The organism is Streptomyces daqingensis, assembly GCF_014645895.1.
GTDB classification, from domain to species: domain Bacteria; phylum Actinomycetota; class Actinomycetes; order Streptomycetales; family Streptomycetaceae; genus Streptomyces; species Streptomyces daqingensis.
The window spans coordinates 440,055-454,355 of the sequence record NZ_BMMP01000002.1; the positions used below are offsets into that span (position 1 = coordinate 440,055).

General features: G+C 72.6%; 11 protein-coding genes. 3 read left to right on the forward strand and 8 right to left on the reverse strand.

Annotation, left to right across the window (positions count from 1 at the left end; translation table 11 throughout):
* Window positions 1-24: 24 nt before the first annotated feature.
* On the reverse strand, window positions 25-2,076 hold the full coding sequence (locus tag IEY56_RS04335; RefSeq protein ID WP_189035692.1) for a DUF5107 domain-containing protein: 2,052 nt from the start codon (window positions 2,074-2,076) through the stop codon (window positions 25-27).
* Window positions 2,077-2,318: 242 nt separating this feature from the next.
* Entirely contained in the window at window positions 2,319-3,047 is a 729-nt protein-coding gene (locus IEY56_RS04340; RefSeq protein ID WP_189035693.1) for a 4'-phosphopantetheinyl transferase family protein, read from the reverse strand.
* Window positions 3,048-3,104: 57 nt separating this feature from the next.
* Between IEY56_RS04340 and IEY56_RS04345 the strand changes: the two genes are divergently transcribed.
* From IEY56_RS04345 to IEY56_RS04355, 3 genes are all read left to right on the forward strand, one after another.
* The gene (locus tag IEY56_RS04345) at window positions 3,105-4,085 is read left to right on the forward strand and encodes an aminoglycoside phosphotransferase family protein (RefSeq protein ID WP_189035694.1); all 981 of its coding nucleotides are present in this window, start codon (window positions 3,105-3,107) and stop codon (window positions 4,083-4,085) included.
* Between the two features lie 478 nt (window positions 4,086-4,563).
* Window positions 4,564-4,980, forward strand: a complete 417-nt coding sequence (locus IEY56_RS04350) for a hypothetical protein (RefSeq protein WP_189035695.1) — start codon at window positions 4,564-4,566, stop codon at window positions 4,978-4,980.
* Between the two features lie 26 nt (window positions 4,981-5,006).
* A complete protein-coding gene (locus IEY56_RS04355) occupies window positions 5,007-5,342 on the forward strand; it encodes a hypothetical protein (RefSeq protein WP_189035696.1) in 336 nt (111 codons plus the stop codon).
* A 97-nt stretch (window positions 5,343-5,439) separates the two neighbouring features.
* Here the strand turns inward: IEY56_RS04355 and IEY56_RS04360 are convergent, their stop codons facing one another.
* The 6 genes from IEY56_RS04360 to IEY56_RS04385 form a co-directional block, all read right to left on the reverse strand.
* Window positions 5,440-5,979 (reverse strand): DinB family protein, encoded by a 540-nt coding sequence (locus tag IEY56_RS04360; RefSeq protein ID WP_373292027.1) that lies wholly within the window; start codon window positions 5,977-5,979, stop codon window positions 5,440-5,442.
* Window positions 5,976-6,905, reverse strand: coding sequence for a S66 peptidase family protein (locus IEY56_RS04365; RefSeq protein ID WP_229711594.1), 930 nt, complete (start codon window positions 6,903-6,905; stop codon window positions 5,976-5,978). Before IEY56_RS04365 ends, IEY56_RS04360 begins: the two co-directional genes overlap by 4 nt.
* A 110-nt stretch (window positions 6,906-7,015) precedes the next feature.
* Entirely contained in the window at window positions 7,016-9,049 is a 2,034-nt protein-coding gene (locus tag IEY56_RS04370; protein WP_189035698.1) for a S9 family peptidase, read from the reverse strand.
* Window positions 9,050-9,099: 50 nt separating this feature from the next.
* Window positions 9,100-10,428 (reverse strand): M20/M25/M40 family metallo-hydrolase, encoded by a 1,329-nt coding sequence (locus tag IEY56_RS04375; RefSeq protein WP_189035699.1) that lies wholly within the window; start codon window positions 10,426-10,428, stop codon window positions 9,100-9,102.
* Window positions 10,421-11,254, reverse strand: a complete 834-nt coding sequence (locus IEY56_RS04380) for a M55 family metallopeptidase (RefSeq protein WP_189035700.1) — start codon at window positions 11,252-11,254, stop codon at window positions 10,421-10,423. Before IEY56_RS04380 ends, IEY56_RS04375 begins: the two co-directional genes overlap by 8 nt.
* 240 nt (window positions 11,255-11,494) lie before the next feature.
* Complete coding sequence (locus IEY56_RS04385; RefSeq protein ID WP_506003868.1) at window positions 11,495-14,161, reverse strand: MFS transporter; 2,667 nt, start codon at window positions 14,159-14,161, stop codon at window positions 11,495-11,497.
* Between the last annotated feature and the right edge of the window lie 140 nt (window positions 14,162-14,301).

The window sequence follows — 14,301 nt, forward strand, 5'->3', positions numbered from 1 at the left end:
GGAGTTCCCGGAAGGCCCGCTCCGTCAGGCGGGGCGCATGCGGAAGTCGTACCGCTCCGGCAGCGGTTCGTCGGTGAGGGCGGCCCACGTCTCGCCGAGCACCTCGTCGCCCTCGCGCAGGTCGTCGACCTCGAAGCCCGCGTCGAACACCTCGCGTGCCGCGCCCGGCTCGCCCTCGGCGGCCAGCACCTGCGCGAGCAGCAGCCGGTAGCGTCCCCGCTTCCGCGTCTCCGCGGGGAGCCGCTCCAGGACGTCTCGCGCCTCGGCGGACCGCCCCGCCGAGAGCAGCACGGGCACCGCCTCGCGCACGAGCGCCTCCAGCAGCACCGCCGGCGCGGACCGGGAGGCGGCAGTCTCGACGGCGGTCAGCCAGCGGTCGGCTGCCCGCGGCAGCCCCCCGCGCGGGTGCGGATCCTGCGCGTCCGCGACCGCCAGGCACCGCAGGGCCCACGGCGTCGCCTCGGCTGCGACGGACCGCTCCCAGCTCCTCACGGCCTGCGCCCTGTCTCCCGCGTGCCACTGCGCGACGCCGAGGTGGTAGTCGGTCGACGGCCCGGAGGGAGCGCACTCCAGCAGGTCGCGCCATTCCCGGGAGACCAGCGAGGGGGCCGGGACGCGGGCGGCAGCGCCGCCGGACTCCCTGGCACCGGACGCCGCGGAGCCCGTCGCCGCGGAGCCGGTCGCCGGGGCTTCGGGGAAGCGGCCCTTCGTCAGCAGCTCCAGCCAGGGGCGCTGCTCCTCGCCCGTCGTCTCCTCGGGGAAGGGCGTGCCCGGCAACGAGTAGCCGCCGCGGGCGACTTCGAGCGCGCCCCATCCGGAGCCGGCGGCCAGCAGCCCGCCTTCGGGCTCCGCGTCGGCGCACTCCCGCCACGCCTCGTAGGCGGCGTCCACCTCAGCGCGGGGCAGGGCCTCCTCCAGCCGGGACTCGGTGTGACGGCGGGCCGCCGCCCAGTCCGCGCCGTGCACGGCGGCAGGGTCGGCGTCGAGCGGACCGTACGCCTCCATCCAGGCGAACTCCTCCCCCGCGCCGAGCGGGACGTGCTCGAGCTGGGTGCGGGCGAGGCCCGCCTGGATCTCGGCGTAGCCGCCCGTGCCCGGCTCGGTCAGCCACTCCTGCCAGCGCCGCCCGCCCGGGCCGTGCCCCCACACGAAGAGCTTGCGTCCGCGCAGGAGCGAGGTGGAGGTCTGCACGAGGCCGGTGCCCTGCGCGTCAAGGGAGGCGATCCACTTACGGGAGGAGGCGGGGATCTCGTAGAAGTAGTCGGCGGGGAACTCGCTGGCCTGCGGATACGAGCGGTCCGCGCCGTCCCACTCCGGCACAGGGATGCGGCGCAGGCGGCGCTCGTAGGCGAAGTACCAGGTCTCGTCCGCCGGTACGAGGACGCGCGTGCCCTCGCCCTCCGGAACCGCGATGTTCGACCACCAGTAGACGGGCACCGTCCGGTCGTGCGGGTTGCGGATGCGGACGCCCACGTACAGGAAGTCGGAGTTCTCCGGTAGCCACAGATCGACCTGGAACGGGGTGTCGCGCAGGCGCTCCCACTCCCAGAGGCGCAGCATCTCTCCCCCGGCTGCCGCCGGGTGGGGCCCCGTGCCGCCGGGCGCGGGCACCCGTGCGGCGTGCAGCGGGGCGCAGGACAGCGTGGTGTGGCCGGTCGCCCCGATGTTCCACTCGACGCCACCGGAGTACCAGGCGCCGTTGAGGGCGAAGTCCGCGGGCTGCAGTACGGGGTTGGTGTACAGCAGGTTCCGTCCGGTCGGCTTGTGGTGGAGCGAGTGGATGCGGCCGCCGTACCCCGGCAGTACGGTCACGCGCAGCTTCTCGTTCTCCAGGACGAGCGCGTCGATGGACGCCGGCGTGCGTTCGCGGGTGTAGCCGTCCAGCACCCGTTCGGGAAGCACCGAGCGCAGCGGCTCGTACCCCACCTGCCGTGCCATCTCGGCGGGGAGGGACGCCCGTTCGCTCTCGTCGAGCGTGTGCATCTCGTCCAGGGGCAGCAGCGGCGGCAGCGGATTCGCGGGGCCGACGGGAGCCGCCGGAAGGGTAAGGGTGGTGGAGCGCAGCGTCGTCGGCACGGCATCCTCGTTCCTCTACGCGGCTGGGACGCCCGGCTCTCCCGGGCCCCGACGACCATGGAACACGGTGGGCGCCGCGATGACCAGGGCGCATGTGCCGGTCCGTACGGGACGCGTCCGGCCGCACGGGAGGTGTCGGGGTGCGGCACCGATCCCGGAACGCGGCGGCGGTGGCCCGTGTCGTCCGTGCTTGGCCGGTGTCTTGCGGCAGGTATCGGCGGTCGGCGGTCGGCGGTCGGCGCCTACGCCGAGGGCGGGGCGCCCGGGCCGTCCAGCAGCGCCCAGGCCGCGGCGTAACGGCCGGGGACGGCGACGTCGGCGATCCGCCAGCCCGCCGGAGGCACGGGCATCCGCGACGTGCCCACGTAGGAGACCGCGGGATCCTCGGCGAGTCCGGTGCCCTTGCCCTTGAGGTACGCCTCCTTCCGCGTCCAGCAGCGGGCGAAGGCGACGCCCCGCTCCGCCTCCGGAAGCGCGGCCAGCTCGATCTGCTCCCTGGGGTGAAGGGCGCGCGCGACCTCCGTGACGACCGACGGCTCCTGCTCCTGCTCGACGTCGACCCCGACCGCTGCGCCCGCGAAGGCGAGCACCACGAGGTCGCCCGCGTGGGAGAGGGAGAAGTGCAGGGGATCGCCGGGCACGGAGGGACGTCCGTGCGGGCCGCCGCAGACCGGGCAGTCGGCCCGGGTCAGCGGCACCGCGGCGGGCGTCGTGCCGAGCCGCGCCGCGAGTTCGTGGCGCAGCGCCGTATGTGCGACGTGGTAGCGGTCGCGGTCCGCCCGCAGCCGGAACGCGGCCGCGCGGGCCCGCTCCTCGTCCGAGAGCAGCGACAGCTCCCCGGCGGCACGGTCGGCGTACTCGGAGACCCGCAGGACCCGGACGTCGACGTGGGTGTCCGGCGCGTCCTCGGATGACAGGCGGCGGCCCGGAACACGGTCGGCGTCCCACGCTGCTCCGGAAGTCGTCGGCATCCCACGAAAGTACACTCCCCGACGTCGTCGCCCCATGCCGCCGGAGGGCTCCCCAGCATGACCCCAGCCGATCTCTTCCCCGACTCGCTTCCCGTGACGACCGCCATGCGGCGCACCGCGAGCGGACGGGACTGGCTGAGCCGACTCCCCTCTCTGGTCGAGGAGTTGAGGCAGCGCTGGAACCTGCGGCTCGGCTCCCCGTACGCCGGCGGCAGCTGCTCGTGGGTCGCCCCGGCAGAGCGCGCCGACGGGGCCCGCGCCGTACTGAAGGTGACCTGGCCGCACAGGGAGGCACGGCCGGAGGGCGAGGCACTGCGGCTGTGGGCGGGAGACGGCGCGGTGCGGGTGTACGAGCACGACCCGCGGCAGTACGCGCTGCTCCTGGAACGCTGCGAACCGGGCACGCAGCTCGGCGAAGCCCTGGAACTGCCGGCCGAGGAACGGCTCGTGACGGGTGCGGGCGTTCTGCGGGTGCTGTGGGACCGCGGCCGCGGGCGGCGGCCCGGGCCGGACTCCGCCATCGAGGACCTCGCCGGCGCCACAGGCCGGCTGGCGGACGTACTCGACGAACGGGCGGGCCGCCGCACATGGCCGTCCTCCGTGGACACCGGCCTCTTCCGGCAGGCGTCCTCGCTGCTGCGTGAACTGCCGCGCACCGCACCGCTGGAGACGGTGCTGCACGGCGACTTCAACCCCGGCAACGTGCTGGCGTCCGGCCGCCGTCCCTGGCTGGCGATCGACGCCAAACCCCTCTACGGGGACGCCGCGTTCGACCCCTGGCCCCTCATCCAGCAGGTGGACGACCCGTTCGCGCATCCGTCGCCGGAGCACGTCCTCGCCCGGCGCACGGCGCTCGTCGCCGGCGAACTCGGCGCGGACGCGGCCCGTGTGCACGCCTGGGCCATGGCACGCCTCGTCGAGTTCGCGCTGTGGCAGCTCGACGTGGACGGTGGTGACACCGGGCACGAAGGGCGGCTGGACCGGACCGTGCAGCTCGTCCGGCAGGCCCGCGTCCTCGCCGAGCTGGCCGGCCTCTGAGATTCTCCCGGGCCGCCGGAATTCGAGGGCTGCGGGACCGGAATACGGGGGCCATGGCGCGGAGGCGGTATTCGCGACGGCGGCGTGCTTTTCTGCCGCAATCCCGGGCTCCTCAGAGCACCCCCAAAGCGCGGCCGCACCGTGCCCGTTCACGTTCAGCTCCGCCCACCTGGCAGCGACAAATGGAACGGCCGGAGCACGCTTTTCGTATGACTTTCCTCTTGCGTGAAGACTTGGAGAACAAGTCATTCCGGCGGCACATCTTGGACATCTGACACCTATCGCATTCCTCAGCCACCGCGGACAGTGCACGATCAGAGTGATCACCGAGTTCTACCGGGGGAATCACATGAGCAAATCTGTAACTCGTCGTGCCGTCACGGCCGTTGCGGCCGCAAGTGCCGTGCTGCTCTTGGGCGGCACGAACATCGCCTCCGCCCAAAGTGCCGCGCAGGCACCCGGATCGGAGTCCGGGACTGTGACGAGCAGCGTCCGCGCCGGCGGCGCCGACGGGGACGTGAGCACGAAGCGCACCAGGTGGGCCAAGTGCACGGGGACCGTCAACAATCCGCACTGGTCGAAGGGGGGCAAGAGCGTCATCTTCAAGACCCGGCTCAGCTGCAAGGGGAACATCCCCAGGGTCCATGTGCGGGTGCGCGGTCAGTTGCTGAAGTGCCCCGGCCTCTGCCCGCCCTCGACCGTCGCCACGTCGAATGAGACGAAGTCGGTCGCCGTCAACGGCGGGAGCGTGACCTACTACACGCCCAAGCCGAAGGGGAAGAAGATCAGGGGCGACGGCTCCTACCAGGGCAAGGTGACCATGCAGATCACCTCTCCCTTCCCGGGCACGAAGGGCAGCGCCAGCAGCAAGATGGTGAAGGTCAACACGCCGTAGCGGACGCCGCGTCGAGGAGAGACCCCGTGAAGTGGGAAGTGCACGCGGAGCTGGTCGTCATGGAGGACGGGCTTGATTCCGTAGCCCTGACGGACCGGCTCGCGGCGTGGCTTTCCGCTCACGGGGCCGACGCCTTGCCCCAGCTGACCATGGCCGACGGGGGAACGGCCGAGACGCTGGGTGCCGTCTTCGGGATGCCGGCCGAAACGCCCGGTCAGGCTGCTGACGCCGCGCTCACCCAGCTGCGACGCGCCGCGAGCGACCTCGGGGTCCCCGTGGGGCCCGTCGACGAAGTCCTCGTGCGGCGCGCGCACATCGACCCTCGCGCCCCCCTCGCTGAGCGCAGGGCTGAAGGAACCTGACGTCGGTTCGGCAGCCGTGACGTCGACTGCACGTGACGCCGGCTGCACGTGACGTCGGCAGCTCGACCGTGCCAGTGATGCGACGGCGCTGCTCGCCCTACTCCCCCGTCGCTCCGTCGGCCAGTTCCCGTGCGACATCGAGGTGCCCGACGTGCCGCGCGTACTCCTGCAGCAGGTGGAAGAGGATCCATGCCAGCGAGGGCGCCTCCTCCTCGGTGGGGAAGCGGCCACCGAGCCGGGCGTGTGCGTCCAGCCGGGCCTCGCGGACGATCTCCCGCGAGCGGTCGCACTGGGCCCGGAAGGCGGCGACGATATCGGCCACCGGCACCCCGTCCGGGACGCGCCACTTGCCGTCCCCGCCCCTGTCGCCCCACGGGTCAGGTACCTTCTCGGCCTCGAACCCCCAGCACAGCCAGCGGCGTTCGACGTACGTCAGGTGCCGGACGAGTTGGAGCGGCGTCCAGCCCGACGGCAGACGGCTGCCCCGCAGCTCCTCCTCGGAGAGGCCGTCGATCTTCCGCAGCAGCGTGTCCCGGTAGTAGTCGAGATAGCCGCGCAGCAGCACGTGCGGATCGGCCGTCGACGGATCGGGCTCGCCCGGCGGCAGCGGCGGGATGGAGGCTTCGGTGGCGGTCACGTGAGTCCTGGTTCGTCGTAGGTGAGCGTGCGGGCGTCCGCGTCGAGTACGGCCGGAACGCCCAGGGGAAGAGTCGGGGTGGAGGTGCCGTGGCCGAAGCCCATGTCCTCCACGATCGGGACGCCGAGCGGGGCGAGTCGTTCTCGCAGCACTACCCGGACGTCTTCGCGTTCCCCGCAGTCCGTGAACGAACCGAGCGCGATACCCGCGACCCCCTCGAACCAGCCGGAGCGCAGGAGCTGGGTGAGGAGCCGGTCGAGGCTGTAGGGCTGCTGCGCGATGTCCTCCAGCAGCACGATGCCGCCCGCCGCGGAGGGACGCGCGTGGCTGGTGCCGCGCTCCGCCGCAAGCAGCGACAGGTTGCCGCCGAGGGTGACACCCCGCGCCTGGCCGGGAACGAGGGTGCGGGTGACCTTCGCCGGCGTCGTCGTCAGGACGCTCTCCGGAGCGAAGAGGGAGCTGCGCAGATGCTCACGCGTCGCGCTGTCGGCGAGGAACGAGGCGGTGGCGATCATCGGCCCGTGCAGCGTGGCGAGACCGAGCCGCTGGGCCAACGCCTCGTGCATGACGGTGAGATCGCTGTAGCCGACGAACACCTTGGCCGGCGCGCGGCGCAGTGCGTCCCAGTCGAGCAGGTCGAGGACGCGCTGGGTCCCGTAGCCGCCGCGGGCGGCGATGACTGCCGAGAGCGAAGGGTCGCACCAGGCTTCCTGGAAGTCGCGGGCCCGGAGTTCGTCCGCACTCGCCAAGTGGTCCATGGAGGGGTGGGGTTCGAGGACGTGCGGCCCGAGGACGGGCTCGAGGCCCCAGTCGCGGAGGACGTCCACCCCCGTCGCGAGATTCTCACGCCCCACAGGCCCGCTCGGCGCCACGATGCCCACCCGGTCGCCCGGGCGCAGCCGCCGCGGCCGGGTCAGGGGGCGCACGCTCACCTCCCCGCCCGCAGAGGGAGACGCGGCGTGCGTCGTATCGGCGGCCGCGGGGAACGCGGCCCCCGGTTGTTCCGCGCCCCGGTGCGGTGTCTGCGTCTCATCCATCACGGCTTCAGCTCCAGTGTGGGTACGTCGCCCCGCTCGGTCCCGAACGTCTGGGCGTACAGCGACAGTTCCGCCTCGACCGCCCTGATGATGGTCTCCGCGCGGCGGAAGCCGTGCCCCTCCCCCTCGAAGGTGAGGTAGGCGTGCGGCACCCCCCGGCCGTCGAGTTGCTCCAGGAAGCGGTCGCACTGGACAGATGGGCAGATGACGTCGTCGAGTCCCTGGAGCAGCAGGAAGGGTGCCTCGATGCGGTCGGCGTGCTGCATGGGCGAGCGGTCGCGGTAGCGGTCGGGCACTTCCCGCAACGGGCCCACCAGGGACTCCAGATACTGCGATTCGAAGTCGTGCGTCTCACCCGTGGCCCATCCGGTGAGGTCGAGGATGGGGTAGCTGATCGTCCCGCATGCGTACAGGCCCGCGGTGTCCGGTGACGTGAGGGACGCGGCCGTCGTCCAGCCGCCCGCGCTGCCGCCGCGCAGTGCCAGGCGATTCGGGTCGGCGCTGCCTTCGGCCGCCAGCTGGCGGGCCGCCGCCGCGCAGTCCTCGACGTCGACGACGCCCCACTGCTCGCGGAGCCGGTTGCGGTAGGACCGCCCGTACCCGGTGGAGCCTCCGTAGTTGACCTCGACGACGCCGATGCCGCGGGAGGTGAAGTAGGCGATCTCCAGGTCGAGTACGAGTGGGGCGCGGCTGGTGGGGCCGCCGTGTGCCCAGACCACGTACGGGGGCAGCTCGCCTTCCGGGGCCGCGTAGCCGGGATGGTGCGGCGGGTACACGTGGGCGTGGATGTCCCTGCCACCGGGTCCGGTGAAGGTGCGCACGAGCGGCTGCGGGTAGTGGGCCGGATCGACCGGGTCCTCGTGTGCCGCGGCGACGACGACCGCGTGACCGGTGCCCGTGTTCAGCTCGACCACCTCGTAGGAGCTGTGCGGGGAGGCGGCCACACCGACGACGCGGGTGTCCGTCACCGCCAGGGCGGCCCACTCCGTCCAGGGACCGGCGGCGTCGGCGATCTCGCCTGTCCGCGGGTCGAGGATGCCCAGCCGCATGGCGCCGCGGCCGTGGAGGGTGGCGATGAGGCCGTCGGCCATCGGCGCGAACCACCTCTGCCCGATGCGCCACAGCCCGCCGGCGAACTCCTCCTCGCGCGGGCAGAGGGCGACCCTTTCGCCAAAGCCGCCGGGCGCCGCCGCGTCCAGGTCGAGGCGCTGCAGGTTCCACCAACCGGTCTCGTCCGAGGCCAGCAGCAGCGTGCCGTCGGGCGCCCATTCGACCTGGGCGACCGACTCCTCCGGGCCTCCCGCCACGGTCCGTACGTCCTTTAGTTCGCCCCCGCCTGTGACCCGGGCGGCCTTCACGAGCGTCCCGTCCCAGGGCATCGCGGGGTGGTCCCAGGCGAGCCAGGCCACACGCCGGCCGTCGGGCGACGGCCGCGGGCCCGTCACGAACCGGCTGGCGTCACCGGTCAGTTCACGCACACGGCCCCTGTCCTCGGCGGCGGAGCCGTCCAGGGGGACGGCCGCGAGCAGGCGCCGCACATCGGTCGGCCCCTCACCGGTGAACTCCTCCATGACGCACCAGACTTCGGGCCGGGAACCCTCGGGCTCCACCACGACGGGGTCGCACCAGCGCAGCCCTCCGTCGCACACCTCGGAGAGCGGCGTCAGCGGCCTGGGAACGGAGCCGGGGACGTCCGGCTCGTACGCGTAGAGCCGCTGGTCGGCGAAGTGGGTGAAGACCAGCAGCGGTCCGCCCTCGCTCCGGACCGCCCCCGTCCAGGGCTGCCCGCCGTACTCGATCACACGGTTGCGCACGTTCCACGGCGCGGGCAGCACGGACTCCGCCGCGCCGTCCCCGCCGTCGGCGGGCAGGCGCATCAGCGCGCGGCGTCCGCCCTCGGCCGGCCGCGGTTCCGTCCACCAGATCTCCTCGCCCACTGCGCCGGGGTATTCGGGCCGGCCGTCGTGCGAGGCGACGAGAGAGGCGTCGATCGGGGACGTCCAGGTGCCGTAGGGGGCCGTGATGGTCGGCATGCGTGAAGCCTCCGGGGACTGGGAGAAGCGGGGAGCGGGACGGGGGCGGCTCAGAGCGCGAGCAGCGTGCGGTCCAGGACGCGGACACCGAAGTGCAGGGCGTCCACGGGCACTCGTTCGTCCACGCCGTGGAAGAGCGCCTGGTAGTCGAAGCCCTCGGGCAGCTTCAGCGGTGAGAAGCCGTACCCCTCGATGCCGAGCCGCGAGAACTGCTTCGCGTCGGTGCCGCCCGACATGCAGTACGGCACGACGTGCGCTCCGGGGTCGTGGTGCTCCAGCGCCTCGCGCATCGCCGCGTACGTCGGTGAGTCCACGGGGGCCTGCAGCGCGACCTCGCGGTGGTGGAACTCCCACTCGACGTGCGGGCCGGTGAGGCGGTCGAGGGTCTCGGTGAACTCCGCCTCCCCGCCGGGCAGGATCCGCCCGTCGACGTACGCGGTGGCGGTGCCGGGGATGACGTTGACCTTGTAACCGGCGTTCAGCATCGTCGGGTTGGTGCTGTTGCGCACCGTCGGCTCCACGAGGGCGGCGGCAGGGCCGAGGTCGGCGAGGAGCTTGTCGGCGTCGAAGTCCGGGGCGTCCACGTCCGGTTCGGGCAGCCCCCGGACGGCGGCCAGGGTCTTCAGCGCGGCCTGCACGGTCGGCGTGAGCCGCTGCGGCCACTCGTGCTCACCGATGCGGGCGATCGCGGCGGCGAGCCGGCTGACCGCGTTGGCGCGGCTGATCTTCGAACCGTGCCCCGCCTTGCCGTGTGCGGTGAGCTTGAGCCAGGCCGTGCCCCGCTCACCCGCCGCCACGGGGTACAGCCGCATCCCGTCGCCGGTGTGGAAGGTGAAGGCGCCTGATTCGCTGATGCCTTCCGTGCAGCCCTCGAAGAGGTCCGCGTGCTGCTCGGCGAGGTATTCGGAGCCGTACTCCGCGCTGTCCTCCTCGTCGGCGGTGAAGGCCAGGACGACGTCACGGCGCGGGCGGACACCGGCCCGGGACCAGGCACGCACGGCGGCGAGCACCATGGCGTCCGCGTTCTTCATGTCGATGGCGCCGCGTCCCCAGACCACGCCGTCCCGGATCTCCCCGGAGAAGGGGTGCACGCTCCAGTCGGCGGGCTCCGCCGGCACCACGTCGAGATGGCCGTGGACGAGCAGGGCGTCCGCGGAGGGGTCGCTGCCCGGGATCCTGGCCACCACGTTGGTCCGCCCGGGGGCCTTCTCGAGCAAGCGGGGCTCGATGCCCGCGTCGGAGAGCCGTTCGGCCACGTACTCGGCGGCCGGGCGCTCCGAGCCCTCGCCGCCGCCGCGGTTCGTGGTGTCGATGCGGATCAGCTCGGAGGTGAAGGTCACCGCCTCGTCCAGGGCCCGCTGGTCGATGTGCTCAGCCATACTGCTCCTCCACCGCTGACGAGACGACCGTCGTCACTGCTTTGAAAGTCCGGATTCCTTCGTACATGTCGGGTGACGTGTAGGTCACGCGGCGCTCCCCCGTCACCTCCACGCCGGGGACCACGCTCGCGGCTCCGGCCAGGTGCTCGGCGTCGAACTCCAGCTCCACGGTGTGCGCCTGGGGCTCCGCCGGCCTCGTGCGCACCGCCAGCCGCGCCGCGCTCGCCGCGGCCTCTCTGATGTCGGCCGCCGTGCGCTTCGGGGTGCGGCACACCGCCGCGTACCGCGAGACGTAGTCCTTCACGGCGACGCCGAAGGCGTCCGGCGCGTAGCCCTTCGCATCCTCCAAGGTGCGGTCGTCTCCCGTCACGAGGACCACGGGGACGCCGAACTCCTCGACGACCAGGGCGTTGAGGAGCCCTTCACTCGCCCGCGCGCCGTCGACCCAGACCCCGGTGACCGAGTTGGGCAGGTAGGTGTGGGCGAGCACCCCTTCGGTCCCCGCCCCCGTGTGGTAGCCGATGAACGCGATGCCGTCCACGTCGCCGTGCTGGACGCCCTCGACCATGCTGAGGGACTTGTGGCGCCCGGTGAGCATCTGCGCCCGGTCGTCGAGCTGTTCGAGCAGGAGGTTGCGCATCGACCAGTGCGCCTCGTTGATGAGCACCTCGTCGGCGCCGCCGTCGAAGAAGCCCTTCACCGCCGCGTCGACGTCCGAGGTGAACATGGGGCGGCAGCGCTCCCACTGGGGCGTGCCCGGCAGGACGTCCGCAGGCCAGGTGACACCGGTGGCGCCTTCCATGTCGGCGCTGATGAGGATCTTCATGCCGGGAACGTTACGCGGTGCGCAAACCCCAGGACACCCCTGTGGATAACTCCTGTGGTCTCTACCACTGACAGGCTCGACTTCTCCCCTCTGACCTGCCCTTTTACAGGACGACACGCCTGGGGCCGGCACCGCGCGACACGCCAGCAGGCGGGTTTCGCAGCCCGCGCGGACAAGGGGCAACCCCTGGCGCGCCCGCCCGAGTTGCGGGCACGGAGGTTCCGTGCCGCCCGCCTCCGGTCAGTCCTCGTGACCCAGCAGCACGTCCCGCTCCGCGCTCTCCCCGCCGGCCACCTTGAGGACCGTCGCGACGGGCGGATAGCCGGACGCGATGACGGTGTACTCGCCCGGCGTGAGGCCCACGAAGCGGAAGGTCCCGTCGATTCCCGTCGTGACGGTCTCGACGACGTGGCCCGACCCGTCCAGGAGCGTCACCCTGGCGTCCTCCACCGGCCTTCCGCCGCCTGCCCGGACAGTTCCCCGCAGCACGGCGCCGCCCGCGAGTTCGATGTCCTGGCGGGTCTCGCGTCCCGCCTGGACGGAGACGGGGAGCGCGGCCGGGCGGCAGGCCGGTGAACTCGCGGCCAGGGTGTACTCGCCCGCGACGAGCTCGTCGACGACATAGCCGCCTTCCCGCCCGCTGCGGACGGCGGCGACGACCTCGCCGCGCACGTCCGTCAGCGTCACGGCGGCGTCCGGAACCGGCAGCCCGTCGGCGGTGAGCACACTGCCCGTCAGGCGCCCGGCGCCGCCCAGCACGATGTCGAGCTCCACCGGCCGATCCCCCACGGTGACGCCGACCGCCTGCGGCTGGTGCCCTCCCGCGGCCGCGATCAGTACGTAGGAGCCGTTTCCCCGGGTGCTCAGCACGTACCGTCCGTCCTCTCCTGTGACGCCCCTGCCGACCTGCTTGCCGCCGGTGTCGATGAGGGTGAGCGCCGCGCGCGGCACGCCGGTGCCGTCGTGGTGCCGGACGCTGCCGCACACCGCGACGGCTCCGGTGACACCCGCCTGTGCCTCGGCGGCGCCCGCGCGGTGGATCCCGTCGCGGCCGAAGGCCGGGTCCGTGCTGAGAGGGGCGGGGCCGAGGGGGTCCGCGCCGAGGGGGGCGGTCTGGCCGAAGGCCGTGCTCCCGGCGTGGGTGCTGCCTGCTTCGTTGCGCGCCTCGGGCACGGGGGCGTTCTCGGACACCAGCGGTTTCTCCTTGAGGAAGAAGGTCAGGATCAGCCCGAGGACGAGCACCGGGACGAGGTAGAGGAAGATCCGCGGCATGGCGTCGGCGTAAGCCTGCACGTACGCGTCCCGCAGAGGGGCGGGCATCGCGTGCACCGCCTGCGGAGTGAGGGACTCCGCGTCGGGCGCGACATGGGCGCCGCCCCGCGGCACGTCTCTGGCCAGGGAGTCCGTGAGCCGCTCGATGAACAGGGTGCCGAAGACGGCCGCTCCGACGCTCCCGCCGATCTGCCGGAAGTAGTTGCTGGCGCTCGTCGCGGCGCCGAGGTCCCGCGCCGGGACGGAGTTCTGGACGGCCAGGACGAGCACCGGCAGCACCAGCCCGATCCCCAGTCCGAGTACGGCCATCCAGATGCTGTACGACAGCCGGTCCGTGCCGGTCTCCAGCAGGGAAAGCAGCCACATCCCCACGGCGGACAGCGCGCATCCCAGGACCGGGAAGACCTTGTAGCGGCCCGTTCGGGAGATGAGCTGGCCCGAGACCGTCGAGGAGAGCACGAGGCCGCCCATCATGGGCAGCATCAGCAGACCCGACTCCGTCGCGGTCACGCCGTCGACCATCTGCAGGAAGCCGGGCAGGTAGCTCGCGGCGCCGAACAGCGCGATGCCCACGGCCACCCCGACGAGGCCCGTGACGTTGAAGACCGAGTCCCTGAACAGCCGCAGCGGCAGCACGGGTTCGGGGACCAGCCGTTCGACGACGAGGAAGAGTGCGGCGCTGAGCACCGCCCCGGCGCCCAGCGCGAGGATCACGCGGTCGTCCCAGGCGTACTCCGTGCCGCCCCAGCTCGTCAGCAGTACGAGGCAGGTGGAGAACGCACCGAGCAGCACGGTCCCCACCACGTCCAGGCGGGGCCGGGCGGCGGGGCGCGGCAGCTTCAGCACGAACGCCGTGACGAGCAGCGTGAGCAGGCCGAAGGGGACGTTGATGTAGAAGCACCAGCGCCACGACAGCTCGTCGGTGAACCAGCCCCCGAGCAGCGGACCGGCCACGGAGGCGAGTCCGAAGGCGGCGCCGATGAGACCCATGTACCGGCCCCGCTCACGGGGCGCCACGACGTCCGCGATGATCGCCTGCACGCCGATCATGAGGCCGCCCGCGCCGACGCCCTGGAGGGCGCGGTACGCGATGAGTTCGGTCATCGTCCGCGACCATCCCGCGAGCGCGGAGCCGGCGACGAAGACCACGATGGCGAAGAGGAAGACGCTCTTGCGGCCGAAGAGGTCCCCGAGTTTGCCGTAGACGGGCAGGCCGACCGTGGAGGCCAGCAGGTAGGACGTCACCGCCCACGACATGCGGTCCAGCCCGTTCAGGTCCCCGACGATCTCGGGCAACGCCGTTGCCACGATGGTCTGTTCGAGCGCCGCCATCAGCAGAGCGAGCATGAGGGCGACGAAGACGAGCCGCACGCGGCGGGGGCTGAGCGGGACGGCACCGCCCGCACCGGGCCCTTCCTCCGCCGGCGTCGTCCCGGCGTAACCGCCCCCGCCGGACCCCGTCCCGGAGGGGCCGGGGTCCGATGCGCTCGCCGTGGAAGGCGTACGGGCCTCGGCCGGGGCGCCGCAGGAAGCAGCACCCCGGCCGGGAGGACGGCCGTACTCCGGCAGCTCCAGGCTGACTTCGACGACGGCGGGGCTCTGCTCATCTCTGTGACCCAGAGCCATACCGCCCATTGCGCTCCCCTGTCGTGCTCACTGTCCTCGGGGAGTATTTCTCGCATTACGCGACAAGAGCGAGCAAGCCGGACAGAGAGCCCCGAACACTGCGGCCGGGGCGCCAACTCCGTTGCCCAGGGCGCCGGTCGGCGCGCTCA